The organism is Aliivibrio friggae, from assembly GCF_057368515.1.
In genome coordinates, this window is record NZ_CM170648.1 from 2,620,427 (window position 1) to 2,645,416 (window position 24,990).

21 protein-coding genes are annotated in these 24,990 nt (G+C 41.5%); 7 read left to right on the forward strand and 14 right to left on the reverse strand.

The annotated features are described in order from the left end of the window. Nucleotides 1-100 precede the first annotated feature (100 nt). Nucleotides 101-2,599, forward strand: coding sequence for a penicillin-binding protein 1A (locus tag AC2INI_RS12090; RefSeq protein WP_486304925.1), 2,499 nt, complete (start codon nucleotides 101-103; stop codon nucleotides 2,597-2,599). 78 nt (nucleotides 2,600-2,677) lie between these two features. Here AC2INI_RS12090 and oxyR read toward each other — a convergent pair whose 3' ends face one another. Beyond that, nucleotides 2,678-3,574 (reverse strand): DNA-binding transcriptional regulator OxyR, encoded by an 897-nt coding sequence (gene oxyR, locus AC2INI_RS12095; RefSeq protein ID WP_122033751.1) that lies wholly within the window; start codon nucleotides 3,572-3,574, stop codon nucleotides 2,678-2,680. A 180-nt stretch (nucleotides 3,575-3,754) separates the two neighbouring features. On the opposite strand from oxyR, the gene AC2INI_RS12100 reads away from it, so the two are divergent. The 3 genes from AC2INI_RS12100 to AC2INI_RS12110 all read left to right on the forward strand — a co-directional run bounded on the left by AC2INI_RS12100 (nucleotide 3,755) and on the right by AC2INI_RS12110 (nucleotide 6,491). Then, on the forward strand, nucleotides 3,755-4,483 hold the full coding sequence (locus tag AC2INI_RS12100) for a glutathione peroxidase (RefSeq protein ID WP_122033752.1): 729 nt from the start codon (nucleotides 3,755-3,757) through the stop codon (nucleotides 4,481-4,483). Between the two features lie 180 nt (nucleotides 4,484-4,663). Further along, complete coding sequence (locus AC2INI_RS12105; protein ID WP_486304926.1) at nucleotides 4,664-6,130, forward strand: dihydrolipoyl dehydrogenase; 1,467 nt, start codon at nucleotides 4,664-4,666, stop codon at nucleotides 6,128-6,130. Nucleotides 6,131-6,233: 103 nt separating this feature from the next. Then, the gene (locus AC2INI_RS12110) at nucleotides 6,234-6,491 is read left to right on the forward strand and encodes a DUF3624 domain-containing protein (RefSeq protein ID WP_486304927.1); all 258 of its coding nucleotides are present in this window, start codon (nucleotides 6,234-6,236) and stop codon (nucleotides 6,489-6,491) included. Between the two features lie 154 nt (nucleotides 6,492-6,645). Here the strand turns inward: AC2INI_RS12110 and argH are convergent, their stop codons facing one another. From argH to argC, 4 genes are all read right to left on the reverse strand, one after another. Continuing rightward, nucleotides 6,646-8,520: an argininosuccinate lyase gene (argH, locus tag AC2INI_RS12115; RefSeq protein ID WP_122033755.1), complete on the reverse strand. Its 1,875-nt coding sequence runs from the start codon at nucleotides 8,518-8,520 to the stop codon at nucleotides 6,646-6,648. Nucleotides 8,521-8,819: 299 nt separating this feature from the next. Continuing rightward, entirely contained in the window at nucleotides 8,820-10,031 is a 1,212-nt protein-coding gene (locus tag AC2INI_RS12120) for an argininosuccinate synthase (RefSeq protein WP_486304928.1), read from the reverse strand. A gap of 78 nt (nucleotides 10,032-10,109) precedes the next feature. Further along, entirely contained in the window at nucleotides 10,110-10,889 is a 780-nt protein-coding gene (gene argB / locus AC2INI_RS12125) for an acetylglutamate kinase (protein WP_486304929.1), read from the reverse strand. Nucleotides 10,890-10,904: 15 nt separating this feature from the next. Next, nucleotides 10,905-11,909 carry an N-acetyl-gamma-glutamyl-phosphate reductase gene (gene argC / locus AC2INI_RS12130; protein WP_486304930.1) on the reverse strand — a complete coding sequence of 335 codons (1,005 nt, stop codon included), beginning with the start codon at nucleotides 11,907-11,909 and terminating at the stop codon, nucleotides 10,905-10,907. A 206-nt stretch (nucleotides 11,910-12,115) separates the two neighbouring features. On the opposite strand from argC, the gene argE reads away from it, so the two are divergent. After that, entirely contained in the window at nucleotides 12,116-13,252 is a 1,137-nt protein-coding gene (argE, locus tag AC2INI_RS12135) for an acetylornithine deacetylase (RefSeq protein ID WP_486304931.1), read from the forward strand. Nucleotides 13,253-13,429: 177 nt separating this feature from the next. Next, complete coding sequence (gene ppc / locus AC2INI_RS12140) at nucleotides 13,430-16,060, forward strand: phosphoenolpyruvate carboxylase (RefSeq protein WP_486304932.1); 2,631 nt, start codon at nucleotides 13,430-13,432, stop codon at nucleotides 16,058-16,060. A gap of 132 nt (nucleotides 16,061-16,192) precedes the next feature. Here ppc and metF read toward each other — a convergent pair whose 3' ends face one another. The 8 genes from metF to nsrR all read right to left on the reverse strand — a co-directional run bounded on the left by metF (nucleotide 16,193) and on the right by nsrR (nucleotide 22,857). Then, nucleotides 16,193-17,083: a methylenetetrahydrofolate reductase gene (gene metF / locus AC2INI_RS12145; RefSeq protein ID WP_122033761.1), complete on the reverse strand. Its 891-nt coding sequence runs from the start codon at nucleotides 17,081-17,083 to the stop codon at nucleotides 16,193-16,195. 272 nt (nucleotides 17,084-17,355) lie between these two features. Beyond that, nucleotides 17,356-17,805 carry a 50S ribosomal protein L9 gene (rplI, locus tag AC2INI_RS12150; RefSeq protein WP_122033762.1) on the reverse strand — a complete coding sequence of 150 codons (450 nt, stop codon included), beginning with the start codon at nucleotides 17,803-17,805 and terminating at the stop codon, nucleotides 17,356-17,358. Between the two features lie 39 nt (nucleotides 17,806-17,844). Beyond that, nucleotides 17,845-18,072, reverse strand: a complete 228-nt coding sequence (gene rpsR, locus AC2INI_RS12155; RefSeq protein WP_005421136.1) for a 30S ribosomal protein S18 — start codon at nucleotides 18,070-18,072, stop codon at nucleotides 17,845-17,847. 15 nt (nucleotides 18,073-18,087) lie between these two features. Further along, nucleotides 18,088-18,390 (reverse strand): primosomal replication protein N, encoded by a 303-nt coding sequence (priB, locus tag AC2INI_RS12160; protein WP_486304933.1) that lies wholly within the window; start codon nucleotides 18,388-18,390, stop codon nucleotides 18,088-18,090. A gap of 8 nt (nucleotides 18,391-18,398) precedes the next feature. Continuing rightward, complete coding sequence (gene rpsF / locus AC2INI_RS12165; RefSeq protein WP_045101091.1) at nucleotides 18,399-18,779, reverse strand: 30S ribosomal protein S6; 381 nt, start codon at nucleotides 18,777-18,779, stop codon at nucleotides 18,399-18,401. Nucleotides 18,780-19,012: 233 nt separating this feature from the next. Continuing rightward, a complete protein-coding gene (gene rlmB / locus AC2INI_RS12170) occupies nucleotides 19,013-19,756 on the reverse strand; it encodes a 23S rRNA (guanosine(2251)-2'-O)-methyltransferase RlmB (RefSeq protein ID WP_122033763.1) in 744 nt (247 codons plus the stop codon). 70 nt (nucleotides 19,757-19,826) lie between these two features. Continuing rightward, nucleotides 19,827-22,343, reverse strand: coding sequence for a ribonuclease R (gene rnr, locus AC2INI_RS12175; protein WP_486304934.1), 2,517 nt, complete (start codon nucleotides 22,341-22,343; stop codon nucleotides 19,827-19,829). Nucleotides 22,344-22,431: 88 nt separating this feature from the next. Then, nucleotides 22,432-22,857, reverse strand: a complete 426-nt coding sequence (gene nsrR / locus AC2INI_RS12180) for a nitric oxide-sensing transcriptional repressor NsrR (protein WP_122033765.1) — start codon at nucleotides 22,855-22,857, stop codon at nucleotides 22,432-22,434. 107 nt (nucleotides 22,858-22,964) lie between these two features. On the opposite strand from nsrR, the gene hmpA reads away from it, so the two are divergent. Further along, the gene (gene hmpA / locus AC2INI_RS12185) at nucleotides 22,965-24,149 is read left to right on the forward strand and encodes an NO-inducible flavohemoprotein (RefSeq protein WP_122033766.1); all 1,185 of its coding nucleotides are present in this window, start codon (nucleotides 22,965-22,967) and stop codon (nucleotides 24,147-24,149) included. 113 nt (nucleotides 24,150-24,262) lie between these two features. On the opposite strand, the gene motX is transcribed toward hmpA, so the two are convergent. Beyond that, complete coding sequence (gene motX, locus AC2INI_RS12190) at nucleotides 24,263-24,895, reverse strand: flagellar protein MotX (RefSeq protein WP_122033767.1); 633 nt, start codon at nucleotides 24,893-24,895, stop codon at nucleotides 24,263-24,265. Nucleotides 24,896-24,990 lie beyond the last annotated feature (95 nt).

Consider the following 24,990-nt stretch of genomic DNA (forward strand, 5'->3'; position numbering starts at 1 on the left):
TTAAGCGTTTATTTGCGTTATCTTTTGTTGTGTTATATTTATACTACTCAGTTACGGGTTAGAAACGACAATACAGATTAAAGTAAACGGGAATTATCAGGTGAAGTTCATAAAGGCACTGCTTATAGCTACATTGGTTTGCATTATTCTTGGGGTCACAACAATTTTTGGTTTTTACCAATATGTGAAACCAGAATTACCAGACGTGGCAACATTGAAAGATGTACAACTACAAACACCAATGCAGGTATATAGCCGCGATGGTAAATTAATTGCTCAATTTGGCGAGAAGCGTCGTATTCCTCTTAAATTAGAAGAGATGCCTCCTCATTTACTTGAAGCGATTATTGCAACCGAAGACAGTCGCTTTTATAGCCACTATGGTTTTGACCCTATCGGTATTACTCGTGCTGCTTTTGCTGTTTTAGCTTCTGGCTCAGCAAAACAAGGGGCGAGTACCATTACTCAACAACTTGCGCGTAATTTCTTCTTATCTAATGAGAAGAAAATCATGCGTAAGATTAAAGAGATTTTTATTGCCGTTCATATCGAGCAATTACTAACAAAACAAGAAATCTTAGAACTCTATCTAAATAAGATTTATCTTGGTTACCGCTCTTATGGCGTTGGCGCAGCAGCTCATGTTTATTTTGGTAAAGAAATTGGACAGCTCACTTTAGGTGAAGTTGCCATTATTGCAGGCCTACCAAAAGCCCCATCAACTATGAATCCTATCTATTCTGTTGATCGTGCAACGACTCGTCGCAATGTTGTTTTAGCTCGTATGCTTGATGAAGGTTACATTACTAAGCAAGAATTTGACGATGCTAAAGCTGAAGTGATTATCTCTAAATACCACGGGGCAGAGATTGAACTTCAAGCACCTTACATTGCAGAAATCGCTCGTGCTTGGATGGTGAATAAGTACGGTGAAGAAGCCGCTTATACTTCTGGTATGAATATCTACACGACTGTCGATTCAAAAATGCAAGCGGCAGCAAACAAAGCATCCATTGATAATCTACTGGCTTATGACGAACGTCATGGCTTCCGTGGTGCAGTGAAAACAGTGTGGGAACCAAAAGCGACACCATTCGATGAAGATGCAATTGCTAAGCATTTAAGAAATGAACCTTCTTATGGTGATCTAATGCCCGCTGTTGTTCTTTCTGTTAAAGGAAAAACAGCAACGGTTGATATTAAAAATACAGGTATTGCAACTATCCCTTGGGACGGTTTGAAATGGGCTCGTCGCTTTAAAACAGACAAACGCCAAGGCCCTGCGCCTCGTCGTGCCGCTGATATCTTAGCTGCAGGTGAGCAAGTGTATGTTCGCCCATTAAGCCAAGAGACTACCGATGACGTAACAACAACGGTGTGGAAGCTAAGCCAAGTGCCTGCTGCAAATACCGCGTTTGTTGCTATGGACCCAACCGATGGAGCTATCACCTCTTTAGTAGGTGGTTTCAACTTTGTTCACAACAAATTTAACCGTGCTACTCAGTCTGTGCGTCAAGTTGGTTCTAGTATTAAGCCATTTATCTACTCTGCTGCTCTTTACCACGGTAAAACACTAGCAAGCTTAGTAAATGATGCTCCGATCAATACTTGGGATCAGAGTCAAGGTACAGCATGGCGACCTAAGAATTCGCCACCAACTTATGTTGGCCCTGCTCGCCTACGTATTGGTTTAGCTCAATCTAAAAACGTAATGGCTGTTCGTGTGTTACGTGAAGTCGGTTTAGATGAAACCATTGATTACCTGACTCGCTTTGGCTTTAAAAAAGAAGACATCCCACACTCTGAAACCATTGCACTAGGTGCGGGTAGCTTAACGCCAGTACAAATGGCACAAGGCTTCTCTGTATTTGCCAACAATGGTTACTACGTAGAGCCTTACTACATTGACCACATCAATGGTCCATTTGGTGATGAAGTTTATAAAGCAACGCCAAAAACCATTTGCCAAAGTGATTGTTCTCAACAAAATGATGACGACTCTCCTTATGCTAAAAAAGTTATCTCAGCGCAAAATGCATTCTTAGTTAAACAAATGATGTATAGCAATATCTGGGGTGGCGGTAGCTGGCGTAAAGGCACTGGCTGGAATGGTACTGGCTGGCGTGCACAAGTTCTAAAACGTCGTGATATTGGTGGTAAAACAGGGACAACTAATGACTCAGTTGATGCATGGTATAACGGCTATGGCCCAAATGTAGTGGCAACTGCATGGGTTGGTTTTGATAATCCATCACACCGATTAGGCTATACCACTAAAAACGACAACATGACCAAAGAAGAGATGCCTACCGGTGGCGAAGCTGGCGGTAAAACGGCTATTTACGCTTGGGTTAATTTTATGAAAGTTGCGCTTGATGGTGTTCCAGAAGAGAGCCAACGTCTTCCTGCTAATATCATCAAGGTAAAAATAGATCGCGAAACAGGTCTATTAACCAATAAAAATGATGAAACCAGTATGTGGGAATATTTTGCTGGTGGAACTGAGCCGACAGAATACGTAAAACAAGATTTCCAAGATACGCTTTATTCATCTGGTGATACGGATGGTGATGGTGAAGAAGACGAAAGTTTATTCTAAATCAGTTATCTAAAGAAAATAAAAAGGGACGCTACTTAAGCGTCCCTTTTTTATTCTTAACAGCCTAGAGTTAGAGGTTTAATTAATAACGGCTGTCATTTTATGTTCTATTTCTTTCGCTAGCGCTTCGTAACGACTTCTTAATGGCGAACCCGGACGATAAGCCAATACGATTTGACGATGCGGGATCGGCGCTTTAGCGGGTAAATAACACACCCCATCTCGCTCTTTTTCTTTTGGTACAGAAAGGTATGGCATCAATGTTATCCCACTACCCGCAGCAACCATATTACGCAAGGTTTCTAAACTAGTGGCCTTGAAGTGATCATCATCTTTAGCTCCTGCAGCAAAGCAGAATCCTAAAGCTTGATCTCGTAAGCAATGACCATCACCTAGCATTAAGACAGATTCCCCACTTAAACGCGACATATCAATTGACTCTTCAGACGCCCATTTATGATCTTTAGGAACGGCTAAAACCATTGGCTCGTCATAAACAGGGACTTCAATAAAATTATTTGTTTCATCTACAGAAGCCAATATCATGCAGTCAATTTTACCTTCTTCAAGCATCTTAACTAATTGATGAGTTTGCGCTTCATGAAGATATAAGTTTAAATCAGGAAACTGTGCTTTTAGTGTTGGAACAATCCAAGGTAAAACATAAGGCCCAACAGTAGGTATAAAACCTAGATGTAATGGCCCCGTCATTTCCTTGCCTTGTTGGTTAGCAAGTTCAGAGAAACGTTTAACTTCAATGAGGATCCGTTTAGCCTGCTCTACTAATTGTAAGCCTGCATCAGTAAATAACACCTTACGACTGGTTCTTTCCAATAAGGTTAATCCAACCTCTTCTTCTAGCTTCTTGATCTGTCCACTTAATGTCGGCTGACTAACAAAACAAGACTCTGCCGCCTTACGAAAATGTTTATGCTCAGCAAGTGCGACCAAGTACTCAAAATCACGGATATTCATGTATTACACTCCTGACAGCTTTGATTCATAATATGACAATATAGTTGATAGATTTTAACGATTGAAACGATAACACCAAACGATTAGAACTATCAAGCAAGCTTTTGCATAATAGCTACATCAACCGGGCAGACCCCGAATAAGAAATTCAAAATTAATTAAAATTTAAAGGACATCATTATGTTTACATCTAAAGAAGGTCAATCAGTTCCTCAAGTTACTTTTCCAACACGTAAAGGCGATGCTTGGGTTAACGTAACAACAGAAGAACTATTTAAAGACAAAACCGTTATCGTATTTAGCCTTCCAGGTGCATTTACTCCAACGTGTTCTTCAAGCCACCTACCTCGTTACAACGAGCTGCATTCTGTATTTAAAGAGAATGGTGTAGATGACATCTTATGTGTTTCTGTAAACGATACGTTTGTAATGAACGCATGGAAAGCAGACCAAGAAGCTGAAAACATTACTTTCATTCCAGATGGTAACGGTGAGTTCACAGATGGCATGGGTATGCTAGTTGAGAAAAATGACATCGGTTTTGGTAAGCGTTCATGGCGTTACAGCATGCTAGTTAAAAACGGCGTAGTTGAAAAAATGTTTATCGAGGAAGATGTTGCAGGCGACCCGTTCAACGTATCTGATGCTGATACTATGCTGAACTACCTAGCTCCTGAACACAAAGAGCAAGAGTCAATCACTGTATTTACAAAACCAGGTTGTCCTTTCTGTGTGAAAGCAAAACAAAACCTAATCGACAAAGGTCTTAACTACGAAGAAGTTGTATTGGGTAAAGATGCAACAACAGTAAGCTTACGTGCAATTACTGGTCGTTCTACCGTTCCTCAAGTATTCATCGGTGGCAAACACATCGGTGGCAGTGAAGAACTAGAAACGTTCCTAGGTTAATCCATTAAGATAGACCATCAACTAGCCCACCACTTTGTGGGCTAGTTAATCACTTCAAAGATTAGAAAACACAGCAACGCCAAACACTCAAACTAACCTATTATCTGACTGACTTAAAAATAATAATAAAAGTCGGAGGGGTTCGTTCACTCAAAATAAAGCGATTACGAGAGAATTATTATGAAACAAGTCAATGTAGATGTAGCTGTTATCGGTGGTGGTACAGCAGGTTTAGGCTCTTACCGTGCAGCAAAAGCACATACTGACAGTGTTGTCATGATTGAAGGCGGACCTTATGGTACCACTTGTGCTCGTGTTGGTTGCATGCCATCAAAGCTATTAATTGCAGCAGCAGAAAGCGTTCACCAAATTGAAAAAGCACCTCAATTTGGTATTCACCCTCAAGGTGAGATCGTTATTAATGGCCGTGAAGTCATGGACCGAGTAAAATTTGAACGTGACCGTTTTGTTGGCTTTGTTTTAGAAGGCGTTGATGAAATACCAGCAGAAGATAAAATCTCTGGTTACGCTAAATTTTTAGATGACAACACGTTACAAGTTGACGACCACACTATCGTCACTGCAAAACGCATTATTATCGCAACAGGCTCTCGCCCTGCTTACCCTGCAGTATGGAATGAGTTAGGTGATCGTTTGATCATCAATGATGATGTATTTAATTGGGATGATTTACCAAAATCAGTCGCGGTATTTGGCCCTGGCGTTATTGGCCTTGAGCTTGGTCAATCGCTTCACCGTTTAGGTGTTGAAACCAAGCTGTTTGGTTTAGGCGGCCAAGTTGGTCCAGTAACAGACCCTGAAGTAATGGCGTATGCAAACAAAGCCTTTAATGAAGAGTTTTATCTTGATGCTGATGTAAAAGTAGAAAGCATGAAGCGTATTACGACTGAGTCAGGTGAAGATCGTGTTGAGATTATATTCATCAACAAACAAGGTGAACTAGAAACTAATCTTGTTGAATATGTATTAGCCGCAACAGGTCGTCGCCCAAATACTGATAAATTAGGTCTAGAGAATACCTCTCTTGAACTAGATGCTCGTGGCGTACCAACCGCTGATCACTACACATTACAAACATCACAACCAACCATTTTCATTGCGGGTGATGCAAGTAATCAACTGCCACTATTACACGAAGCAGCAGACCAAGCTCGTATTGCGGGTGATAACGCCGGTCGTTTCCCCGAGATCCGTGCAGGCCTTCGCCGTTCGAAAATCTCAGCGGTTTTCTCTGACCCACAAATTGCGATGGTTGGTGAAACGTATAAAGAAATTACAACACGTTTAGGCACTTGTGGTTGTTTCGCAACAGGCGAAGTCTCTTTTGAAAACCAAGGTCGCTCACGAGTGATGCTACGTAATAAAGGGATTCTTCATGTATACGGAGAACAAGGAACAGGTCGTTTCCTAGGTGCTGAAATGATGGGCCCAAATGCGGAGCACTTAGCACACCTATTGGCTTGGGCACATCAAAATAAGATGACGATATCAGACATGCTCGATATGCCTTTCTACCACCCAGTGATTGAAGAAGGCGTTCGTACTGCCCTTCGTGATTTAAATGCTAAATTACACTTAGGCCCAGAGACGATCAAACATTGTATGGATTGTGGCCCAGGTTGTTAATCTGATTCAATAATGCCTAAAAAATAAAAGACCAATGTTTGCGCATTGGTCTTTTTGCATTTAAAGTTCAGATCATTACGTATTAGTCTAAGAATCTATCATCATGTCATGTAAAACTTGCCGTTCAGACATCTTTAAACAAAAGCTCGGTCGTTGCTCTCGTTGCATGAAACAGCTGACTTTTCTCTCTATCGGTGGCTGGCTTACCTGGCTAGAGTTCTTTCAATCAACCCCCTATCAAATAGAAGCGATTACTACTTTTATGATAAGTAGTGCTTTTACTGGGTTACTTAGTCTGCATCTATTAATGATGTTCTACTATCGATTAACATCAAAAAACACTATGACGTACAAAAAATAAAGCCCCGATATCAAAATAGATATCAGGGCCTCTTAGAATCTTTCTAAGAAAAAGCAGTATTAATAAGACTAGTATCTAATTAAAAAGTTCACCACATTTTCTTTTTTATTTTGAGTATTTAGTTAACTGTCTCGCATAACTATTGTAATACTCATTAAGCAACACTGGTTTTAATGATCACTTGTTCTTGTAGGTTAACTTCAAGTGCAACCTCATCACATGCGTGTTGACGAGGACACTGATCGCAATCTTTCAGAACTTTCTCAGGCAACAACGAGCGAGAGGTTGGAATAAAGTCTTGCTTCATAAAGAACTCAGGAACACGAGTTAGTACAAAGACTTTCTTAATCGCCATCTCACGAGCTTTCTCAACTAAGTGTTGAACAATCGCCTTACCTTGACCTTGGCTCTGCCAACCCGCTTCAACACCGAGTGAGCGAATCTCTGCTAAGCCAGAATCGTATACATATAAAGAGGCACACCCTGTAACCTCGCCATGATGCTCTGATACAGCAAACGAGCCGATATCACGCACCAATTCATTACGATTACGAGGTAAGTTCTCACCAAGGCCAGCCCAATACGCAACCATTCCTTCTAACGCATCTAAATCAGTTAAACGAGCTGGACGTACTTTCACGCCAGTTGAATCGCGCTCTTCTAAACGTTTACCTGCTTGCTCTACAGCATAAGCGACCTGCTCTGGTGCAACGCCACCAAGAGCACAACGTTTAGCTAAACAAGATTCAATGGTTAAGATCTCATATACATCGTCTTCAATTACATCAGAGAATGCTTTTAATTCTGCGATAGAAAGCTCTTCTAGTGCACAACCTTTCTCAATCGCTCCGACAACAGCTACACCGACAATATGGTGCGCTTCACGGAATGGGATACCTTTTGCTACTAAGTAATCCGCTAACTCTGTTGAGTTTGCATAGCCTTGTTTTGCCGCTTCAAGTGTACGCTCACCATTGATTTTGATGCCTTCAAAACATAAAGCGGCCATTTCGATACAATCAGACCAGCTGTCTAGGGCATCAAATAAGCCTTCTTTGTCTTCTTGCATATCCTTGTTGTAAGCCAGAGGTAGCGCCTTTACTGTCATCATCATGCCAGCCAATGCTCCGTAGACACGGCCACATTTACCACGAATCAGCTCTAATGCATCTGGGTTTTTCTTTTGTGGCATTAACGATGAACCTGACGTTACCGTATCTGCCAACTCAATGAAGTTTGATTCACCTGAGTTATAAAAAATCATATCTTCTGCAAGACGCGATAAATGAACCATTGAGATTGAAGCAATCGACATTAGCTCCATCACATGATCACGATCCGATACCGAATCTAAACTGTTACGCGTTGCACGTTGGAAACCAAGGTTACGAGCCAGTTTCTCACGATCCATTGGATAAGCAGTGCCTGCTAGCGCGCCTGACCCTAATGGACAAGTATCTAAACGATTAATCGCATCTTCAAGACGAGAGTGATCACGCTCAATCATTTCAACGTAAGCTAAACACCAATGAGCAAATGTCACCGGTTGCGCACGCTGTAAGTGTGTATAGCCCGGTAATACCGTTGCTTGATGCTCAGATGCAACATTAACTAACTGATTAAGAAGTAGATCAAGAGTACGAAGTAATTGGTGGCCTTGTTGACGACACCACAGTTTTAAATCCGTCGCGACTTGGTCGTTACGCGAACGACCTGTATGTAATTTCTTGCCTAGGTCACCAACTTTACCAATCAGTTGTGTTTCTACCCAGCTATGAATATCTTCAGCATCAGACAATAAAATCTGCTCTGGATCTTCCATCACCTCTAATTTTAATTCATTCAGTGCTAATTCAAGCTTTTGCTGCTCAAGATCATTAATAACATTGACAGAAAGTAGTGCTTTAGACCATGCAATAGAACCAACAATATCTTGTTCTGCAAGGCGATAATCGATACGAAGTGAATCGTTAAACTGTTTAAATCTTGTGTCTGCTGCTTGACTAAAACGTCCGCCCCATAATGCCATGGTGTTTCTCCTAAATGCACAGTGCTCACTGCTTTTTGCAAATATTAATTCTGATTCAATTCAGTATTTTTCTTGATGGTTCAAACTTACGGCAATTCACGACAAAAATAAAGGTTTAATTCACTTTATTTACATATTTATTCATTAAACCGTGAGGTATCTTTATTGTAATCGTTTAGACAAAAAAAATCGAAGCGCATTTAGTAACTAAATGCGCTTCGACTAGTGTAAATCAAATTGTTTAACAGTTGTTATTAATTATATTTTAGCCACTGACGTCTGTTAATGGGAACCTTAGCCTATTTACTATTTAGTGCACGAATACGGCTTGATAGTGAGTAAAGACGAATAAAGCCTTCAGCATGGCTTTGGTCATACACTTCATCTGCACCAAACGTTGCAAACTCTTCAGAGTATAAACTGTTATCAGAATGCTTCTGAGTTACTGTCGCTTGACCTTTATATAGCTTAATCACAACATCACCATTCACATCTTGTGCTAGCTCTTCAGTCGCCGCTAAGATTGATTTACATAGTGGAGTGAACCAACGGCCATCATAAACAAGATGAGACGCTTTAATGCCTAGCTCTTCACGGAACTCAAACGATGCTTTATCTAGAACCAATTGCTCAACAGCACGCAACGCTTCATTAATAATCGTACCGCCCGGAGTTTCATAACAGCCACGAGATTTCATGCCAACTAAACGGTTTTCTACGATATCAATACGACCAACACCGTGCTTGATGCCTTTCTCGTTTAGGTAAACAACCACTTCATAAGGGGTCATCGCTTTACCATCAACAGCAACAACCGCGCCTTTTTCTACTTTAATTGATACTGTTTCTGATTCATTTGGCGCTTGTTCTGGATCAACCGTCCATGCCCAGCAATCATCATTTGGCGCATTCCATGTATCTTCAAGCACACCACCTTCTGTAGAGATATGCCATGCATTCGCATCACGAGAATAAATCTTAGTTAATGATGCTGAACAAGGGATATTACGCTCAGCTAGGTAATCAAGACACTCTTCACGACTCACTAAATCCCACTCACGCCATGGCGCAATTACGTGTAGATCTGGTGCTAATGCAGCAAAGGCACCTTCAAAACGGATTTGGTCGTTACCTTTACCTGTACAACCGTGACAAAGTGCATCAGCACCCACTTGGCGCGCTACTTCTACTTGTGCTTTTGCGATAATAGGACGAGCCATTGAAGTACCTAGTAGGTACTTACCTTCATAAAGCGCACCCGTTTTTAATGTTGGGAAGATATATTCTGATACCATTTCTTCTTTTAGATCAGCGATATAACATTCAGAAGCACCCGATGCGATGGCTTTTGCTTCAATGCCTTCAAGCTCTTCTTCACCTTGACCAACATCGGCAACAAAAGCGATAACTTCACAGCCGTAGTTTTCTTTTAACCATGGAATAATTACTGACGTATCTAGACCACCAGAGTATGCAACAACAACCTTGTTTACTTCTACTTTCTTGCTCATTCTATTCTCCTTGATCCGCATACTCGCGGTGACTGTATTCTTAAAAATTTAAACTTAAAAAATGGGACTTATTGCCTATTAAGGCTGAAACTGGGTACCAATGCTGTTTCCAATAAACAACTCAGCTAATTTTTCTGGAGAGCGCCATGATGCCACTTCTATCGCTCTTCCTAATTCTTGTGCCGCTTCTAGTGCCGCACGAACTTTAACAATCATGCCATCGGTAATGACATCTTGTTGGATCAATAACTCAGCTTGCTCTGAATCCAAATGGGTGATCAGTTGTTTTTCACTATCCAAAACACCAGCCACATCCGAAAGTAAGACTAAATCAGCATCTAATGCCGCCGCAACAGCGACTGCGGCTTGATCGGCATTAACATTCATTAACTCACCTTGAGCTGTAATACCAATCGAACTAATAATAGGAGTCACTTGAGTCGCTAAAATAGCATTCAACACCGTAGCATCACCTGCGGTCGCTAAACCTACATTACCTAACTCAGGGTTCAGTTGAGTGATATGACATAAACCGCCATCAGCCAAACTAAGTCCAATTGCCTTTACACCATTCTTCATCGCTTGGCCTTGCAGCATTTTATTTGCCGTACCAGCCAGAGCACCAGTGATATAACCAATTTGATCTTTTGGTGTAACGCGTAAGCCTTCTTTTTTAATGGTTTTAAGTTGAAGTTTGTCCATCAACTCGTCCACTAAATAGCCACCACCATGAACAATCACTAATGCTCGGTTTGCTTGCTGTTGATAGTTTGAAACCGTTTTAAACAATTGTGTTAACGTTTCGGTTGATGACAATACCGCACCACCTAACTTAATCACTAAAGGACGTTGCTTCATACTAAATACCATACTTTATATTAAAGACGTTAACATTGGAAAGCCAAAACGAATATTAATGCATTGCATTGCTTGGCTTGATGCACCTTTTAATAAATTATCAATCGCAGAGACAACAATTAGATGCTCACCTTGCACTTTCCAGCCAATATCACAGAAAGGCGTTTTTTCAACAGATTGAATTTTTGGCATCTCATTACCAAGTAAACGAACCACAGGTGTTTCTGCATAGGCGCTATTAAATGCCTTTTGAATGTCTGCTTCTGTTACGCCTTTCTCTAACTTGGTTGTAATCGTCGCTAAAATGCCACGTTTGAAATTACCAAGATGAGGGGTAAAAATAACATCACAACCTAAATGCGCTGCGATTTCAGGCTGATGACGGTGATTAAAAACACCATAAGGTTGAAGGCTAACCTCACAAAAGCTGCTGACTAAATTCGCTTTACGACCCGCCCCAGTAACGCCACTGGTTGCATTAATAACAGGCCATTGATTTTTATCTAATAAGTTAGATTCTACTAATGGTTTTAGTGCTAATTGTGACGCCGTTGGATAACAACCCGGAACCGCAACCAATTGAGCTTGAGCAATCGCTTCAGCATTCCACTCAGCCAACCCATAAACGGCTTTATCTAACCACTCTTCATATTGATGCTCAAAACCATAATACTCAGAATAGAAACCTTCTTTTTTTACACGGAACGCACCAGATAAATCAAAAACGACGCAATCATGCTCTAAAAATGTCGCCGCTAAGTCGTGGCTAACTTCATGAGCAGTCGCAAGTAACACAACATCAGATTCTTTAGCAACTTGAGTTATATCCAACAACGGCTGTAATGCGTCATCGACAATACCCTTTAGTGAACCATAAAGATCACTGATCGCTTTTCCTTTATCCAAGCTATTTTCTGATACGTACAAACCCGCTAAAGAAAGGTGTGGGTGCTTAAATATCATCAGTGCCAATTCTGCACCTGTATATCCGCTTGCTCCGATGATGGTTGTTTTCAACATAATACGTCCGTTTATCTCTTCATCTATTGAAGGAAAATGCCATTCAGGGTAACTTGAGCGTTACACATATTCGATACTGACTTTCCTTTTTATAATTTAGTTTATTCATTAAAATTAAACTAAACTGTATTTCTATTCACTTTATGTGATTTAATATGTGTTTTACAGGGTTCTATCTTTTGTGTCAACAGTGGATGTATGAATAAATGAAATTTCCAGAATTTAAAGAGTATTATCAGCAACTCATTTCGACCTCATCGATCAGCTCAACTGACTCAAGTTGGGATGAAGGCAATGCCGAAGTCATCCATAAATTAGCGCAATGGTGTGAAGATTTAGGGTGTGAAGTCGAAATTGAAGAGATTGAAAAAGGCAAACTCAATCTATTGGCTAAATTAGGTTCAGGCGAAGGTGGGTTATTACTCGCAGGACATACAGATACCGTGCCTTATGACCAAGGACGTTGGAACTATGAGCCTCATGCCCTAACCGAAGCCAATGACCGATTTTATGGTTTAGGTACTGCCGATATGAAGGGCTTTTTTGCTTTCATCTTAGAGGCGATTAAAAATATCAATTGGAAAGACCAATCTAAGCCACTTTATATTCTAGCAACCTGCGATGAAGAAACGACCATGCTAGGGGCTCGTCACTTTGCCTCAAACACTCAAATCAAACCGGATTACTGCATCATTGGTGAACCGACGAGTTTAAAACCTATTCGTGGGCATAAAGGGCATGTTGCTAATGCCGTTCGAGTTACAGGAAAATCGGGGCACTCTTCTGACCCTGCTCATGGTGTGAATGCATTAGAGATCATGAATGAGATCATGTTTGCCTTAATGAACCTAAAAAACAAACTGGTTAAGGAATACCATAACCCTGGATTCTCGATTCCATACCCAACATTAAACCTAGGCCATATCCATGGCGGCGATAGCCCTAACCGTATCTGTGGCTGTTGTGAGTTGCACTATGATGTGCGTCCATTACCAGGGATCAGCCTTGATGGGTTAGACAATATGCTGCGTGATGCATTAAAAGAGGTTGAAGCTAAGTGGCCTGGTCGTATTGATATCACCCCTCTTCATGAGCCTATTCCAGGTTACGAATGTAGCGCAGACAGCCCAATTGTGACGAGTACTGCTGAGATTTGTGGACAAGAAGTAGAGACAGTGAACTATTGTACCGAAGCTCCTTTCTTACAAGATCTTTGTCCAACGCTCGTTTTAGGTCCTGGTTCAATTGAACAAGCGCACCAACCTGATGAATTTTTAGCGTTTTCTTTTATTGACCCAACGATCAATGTATTGAGCAAGTTAATGTACAAGCACTGTTTTTAGATGAAATAAATTTACAAAAACCGTCAATATCAAAATGAATATTCGATGATCTACGGCAAGATATTGTTTAAAAAGTCATCGTTTATTCTTCAATATTTGACGAAGCGCCGTAAATTCGGATAGATTGGTGGTAGAAAAAACTTAGGATGTAACAAAATTACAGTATAGGAAGTATGTATGAATGAAAAGTACGCTGCTTTAAAAAGCAATGTCAGCATGTTGGGTCACTTACTTGGAAACACGATTCGAGACGCACATGGTGAAGAGCTATTAGCAAAAGTTGAAACCATTCGTAAGCTGTCTAAAACAGCACGCGCAGGAAGCGACGATGACCGTAATGCACTGATTGAAGAAATTAAAAGTCTTCCAGATGATCAACTGACTCCAGTTGCTCGTGCATTCAGTCAGTTCCTAAATTTAACCAATATGGCAGAGCAGTACCATACGATTTCACGTCATTGTGAAGCACACGTATGCGAACCAGATACCATTAGCACCCTATTCTCTAAACTAAGCCAAAATGACGTTAGTAAGTTGGATACAGCACAAGCGGTTCGTGAATTAAACATTGAGCTTGTTTTAACGGCACATCCGACCGAAATTGCACGTCGCACTATGATCAACAAGTTGGTGAAAATCAACGAATGTTTATCAAAACTTGAGCTTGGTGATATCTCTTTCTCTGAACGTGATAAAACGGAACGTCGCCTTGAACAACTGATTGCTCAAGCGTGGCACTCTGATGTTATCCGTCAAGAACGCCCAACCCCATTAGACGAAGCAAAATGGGGCTTTGCCGTTGTTGAGAACTCTTTATGGCAAGGTATTCCGGATTTCTTACGTGAATTCGACCAACGTTTAGAAGGTCACCTTGGTGAAGGTCTTCCAATTGATGCTCGTCCTGTGCATATGTCCTCTTGGATGGGCGGTGACCGTGATGGTAACCCGTTCGTAACACACACGATCACTCGTGAAGTAATGCTTCTTTCTCGCTGGAAAGCCGCTGACCTGTACTTAAAAGATATTAACGAATTGATCAGTGAACTTTCGATGGTGAAATGTTCTGATGAAGTTCGTGAACTAGCAGGTGATCAACACGAACCTTACCGTGCGATCCTAAAACAGCTTCGCGTACTACTAGGCGACACACTTGAAAGCCTAGATGCACAAATGAAAGGTGAACGAGCGCCGAATAAAACTATTCTGACCGATGCTGACCAACTGTGGGCACCACTGTATTCGTGTTATCAATCACTGCATGCTTGCGGTATGGGTATCATTGCAGAAGGTTCACTATTAGATACATTACGTCGTGTGAAAGCGTTTGGCGCACACCTTGTTCGTTTAGATATTCGTCAAGAAAGTACTCGTCACTCAGATGTTCTATCAGAGCTGACTCGTTACTTAGGCATTGGTGATTACGATCAGTGGAGCGAGCAAGACAAAATCTCTTTCCTTGTGAACGAGCTAAGCTCTAAGCGCCCTCTTCTACCTCGTAATTGGGAGCCATCTCCTGAAGTTCAAGAAGTTATCGACACCTGTAAAGTCGTTGCTGAGCAATCTAAAGAAGCGTTAGGCTCTTATGTTATTTCAATGGCTCGAACTGCATCTGATGTATTAGCGGTTCACTTATTACTTCAAGAAGCTGGCTGTCCATTCCGTATGGATGTATGCCCACTGTTTGAAACTCTGGACGATTTGAATCGCTCAAAAGAAGTAATGGAACAGCTATTCTCTATTGATTGGTACCGTGGATTTATCCAGAACCATCAAATGGTAATGATCGGTTATTCTGATTCTGCAAAAGATGCTGGTGTAATGTCAGCAGGTTGGGCGCAATACAGCGCGATGGAAGCACTGGTTGAAGTGTGTGAGAAAGAGAGCATTGAGCTTACTTTATTCCACGGCCGTGGCGGTACTATTGGCCGTGGCGGCGCTCCAGCGCATGCAGCTCTTCTGTCTCAGCCACCGAAAAGTTTAAAAGGCGGTTTACGCGTAACAGAACAGGGGGAAATGATCCGCTTTAAATTGGGTCTACCTGAAGTTGCTGTAAACAGCTTTAACCTATACGCAAGTGCGATCCTTGAAGCTAACCTTCTGCCACCACCAGAGCCAAAACAAGATTGGCGTGATCTGATGGAAGTGCTGTCTGAAGTGTCATGTGAAGCCTACCGTAATGTGGTTCGTGGCGAAAAAGACTTTGTTCCTTACTTCCGTGCAGCAACACCGGAGTTAGAACTAGGTAAACTTCCGCTAGGATCTCGCCCTGCTAAGCGTAACCCAAATGGTGGCGTTGAAAGCTTACGTGCTATTCCATGGATCTTCTCATGGAGTCAAAACCGTTTGGTTCTTCCTGCGTGGCTAGGTGCTGGTGAAGCAATTCAATATTCAATTGATAAGGGTCATCAAGAGCTATTAGAAGAGATGTGTCGTGAATGGCCTTTCTTCTCTACGCGCCTTGGTATGCTTGAAATGGTTTACACCAAGTGTAATCCACAGATGTCTGAATACTATGACCAACGTTTAACAGATAAGTCTCTATGGCCTCTAGGTGAGCGTCTACGTAATCAATTACAAGCGGATATTAAAGCGGTATTGAACGTAGAGAACAGCGATCACTTAATGGAAAGTGACCCATGGGGTTCTGAATCAATCAAGCTACGTAACATCTATGTTGATCCACTAAACATGCTGCAAGCTGAACTGCTGTTCCGTACCCGTCAGCAAGAAGATACGTCACCAGAGCTTGAAGAAGCATTAATGGTTACGATTGCAGGTATATCTGCAGGTATGCGTAACACGGGTTAAGCCTAAGCGTTAAAACCCCCTTCCTATTATTCAAAGGTCACTTCGGTGGCCTTTTTTTTATCTTTTAGAAAGATACCGACATAAAAAAACCGCTACAGTGAGCGGTTCTTTATCAATGATTCTTAGGCAATTTTAGCCTTTAGGACGAACACCTAGTGTATGACACAGTGCGTAAGTATGTTCTGCACGGTTTAGCGTATAGAAATGGAAGTCTTTCACACCTTCACGACTTAGAATACGCGTCATATCAATCGCATGACTTGCACCAACCATTTGACGAGTCACTGGATCATCATCCAAGCCTTCAAACTGCTGTGCCATCCAACCAGGGATCTTCACATTGTTCATTTTCGCAAAACGAGAAGCTTGTTTGAAGTTTGATACAGGTAAAATACCTGGAATGATCTCAACATCGATGCCAGCAGACACACAACGGTCACGAAAACGCAGGTAACTTTCTACATCAAAGAAGAATTGAGTAATCGCACGATTCGCACCTGCATCTACTTTACGCTTTAAATTAAGTAGATCAGCTTGTGCACTTTTCGCTTCAGGATGAACTTCAGGAAATGCCGCTACTGAAATATCAAAGTCATGTTGAGACTTTAACAACTCAACCAAATCTGATGCATACATTTCTGGAGCACCGCCGCCAGCTGGAATATCACCACGTAATGCAACGATATCTTTAATGCCATTTGCCCAATAGTCATTAGCGATATCAACAAGCTCTGAACGGCTTGCATCAATACAGGTTAAATGCGGCGCTGCAATAAGACCTGTTTGTTCTTTGATTTCTTTAATGATTGAGTGAGTACGATCACGCTCGCCAGAGTTTGCACCATAAGTAACGGAGACAAATTTTGGTTTCAATGTTTTTAAGCGGTGAATCGAGTTCCACAATGTTTCTTCCATCTTCTCTGAACTTGGCGGAAAAAACTCAAAAGAGACATTGATATTACCATCAAGCTCAGCAATATTTTGATTTAGTGATTCTAGGTGGCTTGCGTGTGAATAGGCCATATCTTGCTCTCCCTGCTGTAATGCTAAACATAGTGCATTACAAAAATATATCATCCGTGTTGACATCATTTAGACGTCTATATGTCTACAGAATGTATGTTATAGCGTTCAATGTCAAGGGGCTGATTATGAATTTTTCTCAAGTTGTTATTGAGTTATTTTCAAGATAGAAAAAAGTGATAGGGAGAATAGAAAGGATATATGAATGTAATTGAAAGACAAAAAAAACGCCAGCACTAAGGCTGGCGTTTAAATTATAAGTTAGCTAGTGATTACTCAGCAGCTGTAACTTCTAATTTCAATGTAGCAAATACTTCAGAGTGAAGTTGGATGCTAACTTCGAAAGAACCAGTTGTACGTAGAGCGCCTTCAGGAAGACGAACTTCGCTTTTCGCGATTGCAACGCCAGCAGCTGTAGCAGCGTCAGCGATGTCACGAGTACCGATTGAACCGAATAGTTTACCTTCGTCACCAGATTTTGATGCGATAGTAACTTCTAGAGCGTTAACAGACTCAGCACGAACTTCAGCAGCAGCTAGTTGCTTAGCAACGTTAGCTTCTAATTCAGCACGACGAGTTTCAAACATCTCTACGTTAGCTTTAGTTGCCATAACAGCCTTACCTTGTGGGATAAGGAAGTTACGTGCGTAACCAGCTTTAACGTTAACTTGGTCGCCAAGGCCACCTAGGTTACCGATTTTATCAAGTAGAATAACTTGCATTATCTTAGTCCTCTATAAACTTATTAAACCGCTATCGACTTACAGATGCTTATCTGTGTACGGTAGAAGTGCAAGGTAACGAGAACGCTTGATAGCGCGAGCTAGCTGACGTTGGTATTTAGCACGAGTACCAGTGATACGGCTAGGTACGATTTTACCAGCTTCAGTGATGTAGTTTTTTAGAGTTGCTACGTCTTTGTAGTCAATCTCTTGTACGCCTTCTGCTGTAAAACGGCAGAATTTACGACGACGGAAGAAACGAGCCATGGGCTATCTCCAGATCTAAATTAATTTAATATGCTCAGCATGTAACACTACTCTCGCCACGCCATTTCGGCCTGTCTGATAAGTGATAAAACCACCTACCGTAACGTTACTGCTTTGAGCCAAGTTTGCAGTTAAAGCTTGAGACCCTTGTCCACTAACTACCACGCTCATTCTGCAATAGACTTCACGTGATAAGCCAGCTTCCTGTTTAATCGAACGATGCTCAATGACAAAATGACAATGAGGTATGCCCGCAGGACTAAGACTTCGAACCGGAGCCTTGGCGATAATACCGCTCAACTCCAATCGATTGGTCATCAAATCAATTACTCAGCAGCAGCTTCTTCAGCGCGTGGTGCAGCGTCTTCACGCTTAGCAGAACGCTCTTCTTTAGCTTTCATCATTACTGATGGCTCAGTGATCGCAGCTTTAGTACGCATGATCATGTTACGTAGAACAGCATCGTTGTAACGGAATGCAGTTTCTAGTTCATCAATAACAGATTGCTCAGACTCAACGTTCATAAGAACGTAGTGTGCTTTATGCAATTTGTTGATTGGGTAAGCCATTTGACGACGACCCCAATCTTCTAGACGGTGGATAGTACCACCAGCTTCTGTGATTGAACCTGTGTAACGCTCGATCATGCCAGCAACTTGCTCGCTTTGATCAGGATGCACCATGAATACGATTTCATAATGACGCATTGGTTGCTCCTTACGGATTATTCAGCTTCCACGATTGGCTCAGTCATCCAAGGGAAGCAAGGAACTAAAAAAAAGACTGAGAATTAAGAACGGCGGATAGTATAGAAAAACAGCGTTATTGGCAAGAAAAAGATATCTAAATCACAAAAATATTTTCTTTGATTCAGTTAAAAAAAAGAAGGTAATGGAATACTCATCACCCTCACTCTTAGCCACTTGTTTTTATAGACTATTTAGCCTTGTAACGAACGTTGACGTACTGCTTCAAATAAACAGACACCTGACGCTACAGAAACATTTAAACTGCTTACAGAGCCTGCCATTGGGATTTTAATTAGGTCATCACAGGTCTCGCGAGTTAGGCGACGCATACCGTCCCCTTCCGCTCCCATAACGATAGCTAATGGGCCTGTTAACTTAGCTTGGTATACATTATGTGTCGCTTCACCAGCAGTACCGACAAACCATACGCCTTTTTCTTGCAGAGCACGCATAGTACGAGCTAAGTTAGTCACACGAACCAAAGGAACCACTTCCGCAGCACCACAAGCGACTTTACTTACTGTTGCTGTCATTGATGCCGACTTATCTTTAGGAACGATAACCGCCGCTACACCAGCACCATCAGCATTACGTAGACAAGCGCCTAAGTTATGAGGATCAGTAACACCATCAAGAACTAGGAACAACGGGTTCTCAGTCTTGTTGATGATGTCATCTAAATCATGTTCATTAAGCTGCTTAGCAGGAGTAACACGAGCAATAATACCTTGGTGATTCGCACCATTTGCTTTGTCATCCAACGTTTTACGTGGAAGCTCTTGGATTTTAAACCCAAGATCAGTTAGCTCTTTGATGATAGGTAGCAAACGATCGTCTTCACGACCTTTCAATACAAATATTTCAATAAAACGGGCCGGATCACGCTCTAATACTGCTTTGGTTGCGTGGATACCAAAAAGAAATTCATTACTCATGTTATCGCTTCTTTCTATTACAAATTAGTGGTTCTAATGAGGCACGTTTGCCTCATTATCGAAGGGTTGCTTATTCCGCTTTTGGCTTAGGCTTTCTTGCGCGCACTTTTTTCTTGTGCTTAGGTTTTGGCTTTCTTTTTGCCTTAACCTCTTCAGCAGAACCGTCTGGGCGTTTTGTTGGTTCAACCATGGCTTGAGCTTTTGATTTCACTTTGCTCTTACCTTTGGATTTACGTTCACCTAATTGACCACGACCTTTTGGCTCCGCTTTATCCCCTTTTTTCTTCGCTTTGAAGTTTGGATCACGGCGCGGTTCTTTTTTGCCATCGCGTTTCTTCGCATTGTCTTTGGCAGTTTTACCGTGACCACGCGCTTTACGCATTGAACTTGTGCATTCAAAGTCAATATTGCGATCATCAAGATTTACCGCAACCACTTTAACCGTGACTTGGTCACCAAGACGGAAAACTTGACCCGAACTTTCACCCGTTAAGCGTTGACCAGCAGCATCAAACTGATAGTAATCATTCGCTAACGATGAAATATGAACCAAACCATCAATGTGTAGATCATTCAATCGAACAAAGAAACCGAAGCCGGTGACATTGGCAATCACACCTTCTAGCTCTTCACCGATATGATCTTGCATGTATTCACATTTAAGCCAATCAGCAACATCACGTGTAGCATCATCAGCGCGGCGCTCAGTCATTGAACATTGCTCACCAAATACATCCATATCATCGAATGAATAGTGGTAACCACCTGTTGGTGTCCAACGATCGTTGTTTTGACCTTTCTCTTTGGCAATGAGATATTTAATTGCACGGTGTAATAGTAGATCAGGGTAACGACGAATTGGCGACGTAAAGTGCGCATAACGCTTCAATGCGAGACCGAAGTGGCCTTGATTATCTGCGTTGTATACCGCTTGCTTCATTGAGCGTAGCAGCATAGTTTGAATCAATTCTTTGTCAGGACGATCGGCAATCAAATGCACCAATTGACCGTAATCTGTTGGTGATGGAGTTAATCCACCCGATAAGCTTAGACCAAGCTCTCCTAAGAAATCACGGAAACCTTGCAGACGTTCTTCACCTGGAGACTCATGTACACGGTACAGCGCAGGCTCTTTCGCTTTTTCTACAAAGCTTGCCGATGCGATGTTAGCTAAGATCATACACTCTTCAATGATCTTATGCGCGTCGTTACGAATAACAGGTTCAATACGATCAATTTTACGATCAGCATTAAAAATGAACTTGGTTTCAATCGTTTCAAATTCAATTGCACCACGTGCTTCACGTGCCGTTTTTAGCACCTGATACATGTTGTGTAATTCTTTAAGATGCGGAACTAATGGCTCATAACGTTGAGTCAGTTCTTCATCTCCATCTAGAATGTCACTTACTTTGTTGTAAGTTAGACGAGCGTGTGAGTTCATCACCGCTTCGTAATGTTTAAAGCCTGACAATTTACCAGATGCTGAGATGGTCATCTCACACACCATACATAAACGGTCAACTTGTGGATTCAATGAACACAGGCCATTCGATAATACTTCTGGCAACATTGGAACCACTTGCGCAGGGAAATAAACCGAGTTACCACGCTGAATCGCTTCTTTGTCTAATGCATTGTCTGGACGAACGTAATAACTAACATCGGCAATCGCAACCCATAAACGCCAGCCACCAGAGGCTTTCGCTTGACAGAATACCGCATCATCGAAATCTCGAGCATCTTCACCATCAATGGTTACTAATGGTAGTTCACGAAGATCAACACGGCCTACTTTTGCTTCTTCTGGTACTTCTTCTGCTAAGCCTTCAACTTGTTTTTCAACTGCTGTAGGCCATACATGAGGAATATTGTGAGTACGCAGTGCAATATCAATCTCCATTCCTGGCGCCATATTCTCACCAAGCACTTCAATAACCTGACCTGACATGCCACGAGCACGGCCACCACGGTCAGTAATATTAATCACAACGACATTACCCATGCGAGCACCCATTTTGTGCTCAGTAGGAATGAAGATATCTTGATTAATACGTGAATCATCAGGTACAACAAAACCTTGACCATCTTCAATAAAGAATCGACCAACAATGCCGTCATTGTGAGGTTCTAATACTCGTACTACGCGACCCTCTTTACGGCCTCGCTTATCTGTACCAGTTGGCTGAGCTAGTATCACATCACCATGAATGAGTTTCTTCATTTGGTGGAAAGGTAAAAGCACATCATTGTCTTTACCAACACTGCCTTCAGGACGGATCCAACCGAACCCATCACGGTGTCCAAGTACAACACCTTTTAATACTTCAATGCGTTCTGGTAATGCATAACACTGACGACGAGTGAAAACTAATTGTCCGTCACGCTCCATCGCTCTTAAACGACGACGTAAGCCTTCATAGTTATCTTCACCAGATAAACCTAGGGCTTCGAATAAGTCATTACGATTTAAAGGCGCTTCTGCTTTTTGGAAAAATTCAAGAATGCACTCACGGCTTGGAATTGGATTCTCGTATTTTTCTGCTTCTCGATCTTTGAAAGGATCGTTTTGAATAATCTTAGACATAGGCTGACCTGCTTAGTCGGAGGAGATAATAAGGTAATTGTACCTGAGTATAGAAACAACAGATAGGAAAGGATCTTGAATTACAAGCTTAAACTCGCTTTAACAAAATCAGTAATTCACTGTTATCTGTAAGCATATCTTGAATCGTATAGTTATCTAACTCATCCAAAAACGCTTGCTTGGCTTTAGCAAGGGCACTCTTCAATCGACATGCTGATGTAATATGACAAAAATCAGGTGCACAATTAACGACTTGTAATGGTTCAATCGAACGAATAACGTCACCAATAATGATCTGCTGAGCAGGCTTACCTAAGCAAATCCCCCCGTTCTTTCCTCGAACGGTTTTTACGTAACCTTCTTGACCCAGTTTATTGATAATCTTCACCATATGGTTACGCGAGACATCAAATGTTTCAGTCACTATTGTAATGCTAGTCAATTCATCTTTCGGTAATGATGCTAGGTATATCAAGGCTCTTAAGCCAAAATCAGTAAAATTTGTAAGTTGCATATCCTCTCCCTATCTCTTTTTTATTGTAATTCTTCTCTTGACTAAAAGATATATTTTAGATACAACTTATAACATATATAATAAATACACCTTTAAAGGTAACTACTATGCTCAACAAAAATACTATCGACATTATCAAATCAACTATTCCATTACTTGCACAAACTGGTCCTGCATTAACCGCTCATTTCTATGATCGTATGTTTACTCATAACCCTGAGTTAAAAGATATTTTCAATATGAGCAATCAGCGCAATGGCGATCAACGAGAAGCGCTATTCAATGCGATCTGTGCTTATGCCGGTAATATTGAAAACCTAGCCGTTTTACTGCCTGCGGTTGAAAAAATAGCACACAAGCACACGAGCTTTATGATCACAGCCGAGCAATACAATATTGTTGGTGGCCACTTAATTGCGACGCTTGATGAAATGTTTTCTCCAGGCCAAGAAGTATTAGATGCATGGGGCGAGGCTTATGGCGTACTTGCTAATGTATTCATTCAACGTGAAGAGCAGATCTATCAAGATAACAACGCTCTTGATGGCGGTTGGCGTGGATTGCGCGAGTTTGAATTAGTCGCCAAAGAAAAAGAGAGTGAACACATCACTAGCTTCACGTTTATGCCGACAGATGATCAACCTGTTTCACACTTCAAACCAGGTCAATACATAGGTATCTACTTAAATCCTGAAGAGTTTGAAAACCAAGAAGTTCGCCAATACAGCCTATCTTCTGCACCACAAGAAAAAACATATCGTATTTCAGTAAAACGAGAAGACGGCGGTAAAGCATCAAATTACCTACATGCATCTCTGAATATTGGCGATAAGGTAAACCTTACTGCCCCTGCTGGAGATTTCTTCTTAGAAGTTGAAGCATCAACACCTGTTACGCTTATTTCTGCTGGTGTTGGCTTAACTCCGACACTTTCTATGCTAGAAACACTTACTCAACATGAAGAAAAAGTAACGTGGTTACACGCAACGGAAAATGGCTCTCAACATGCATTTAAACAACACATTTCTGCTTTAGCTGAGAAACATGAACATATCTCTGCGTATACTTGGTATAACCAAGCACAGGAAACAGATACGCTAAATCAAGACTTCCAGTTTAACGGTCTAATTAATTTAACTGAGGTTAAAGAAGCGATCGTCTCTGATAATGGCCACTACTACTTCTGTGGTCCTGTTGGCTTTATGCAACATGTCGCTAAGCAATTGATTGAACTTGGTGTTACTGAAGATCGTATTCATTATGAGTGTTTTGGCCCTCATAAAGTTCTATAAATTAATAGAGTCTTAAATGCAAAAACGCCCAGCGATAATTTATCACTGGGCGTTTTTTTGAGCTGATGAAATTACATATCTAACAAAAACAGTTAACTATTAAACTTTAGGTTCTACCAGAAGGTATCTCGTCTTTTTGCTCTCGCAATCACATTGCCAGGCATACGCATTTCTAAACCATCTCTTAAGTTAGCAATTCGTTTATGTTTACGTCCATCGGCAGTAACCGTGTTATATAACCATCGATACGCATCTTCGTAATCTAACGGGCTACCGTAATCACTCAGAAGTAACTCAGCGAGGTGAATACGAGCGTTTACATTTCCCATTCCTGCGGCTTCGCGTAAATATGGAATTGCTCGCTCTCTATCTTGTTGCACTAATGTGCCCTTGGCATAGTATCGGCCAATTTGCTCAAGTGCCGCTGGTAAGCCTTGCCTTGCTGCATTTTCCATATAGTAAAGCCCTAGCTCTACATCACGGTCCACACATACTCCCCACGCTAACATGTCTCCATAAAGGAACTCATAAGCGGGAGAATCAATTTTAGTTGCTCGTGCAACGATATCTTCAACTAATTGACAATTGTCCACGTTCTTCACACGAGTTAACTGTGAATTAGTATCAAACAACCGGAATAATTGGTTTTCGGTGTAAATTGGGATCGGTTCCCCGATCTCTTCGCTAGAAGCATGCATGGGTACAAGGGCTACCATACAAGCTGCTACGAGATGTCGTAGTTTCATAATTCATCAACTCTTTATAACTGTATTTATTGTATCGACGTCAGCGGCAAGTTCTTTAGACAAAATTTGCCCTAAGTGGCAATTTTTTGCCCATA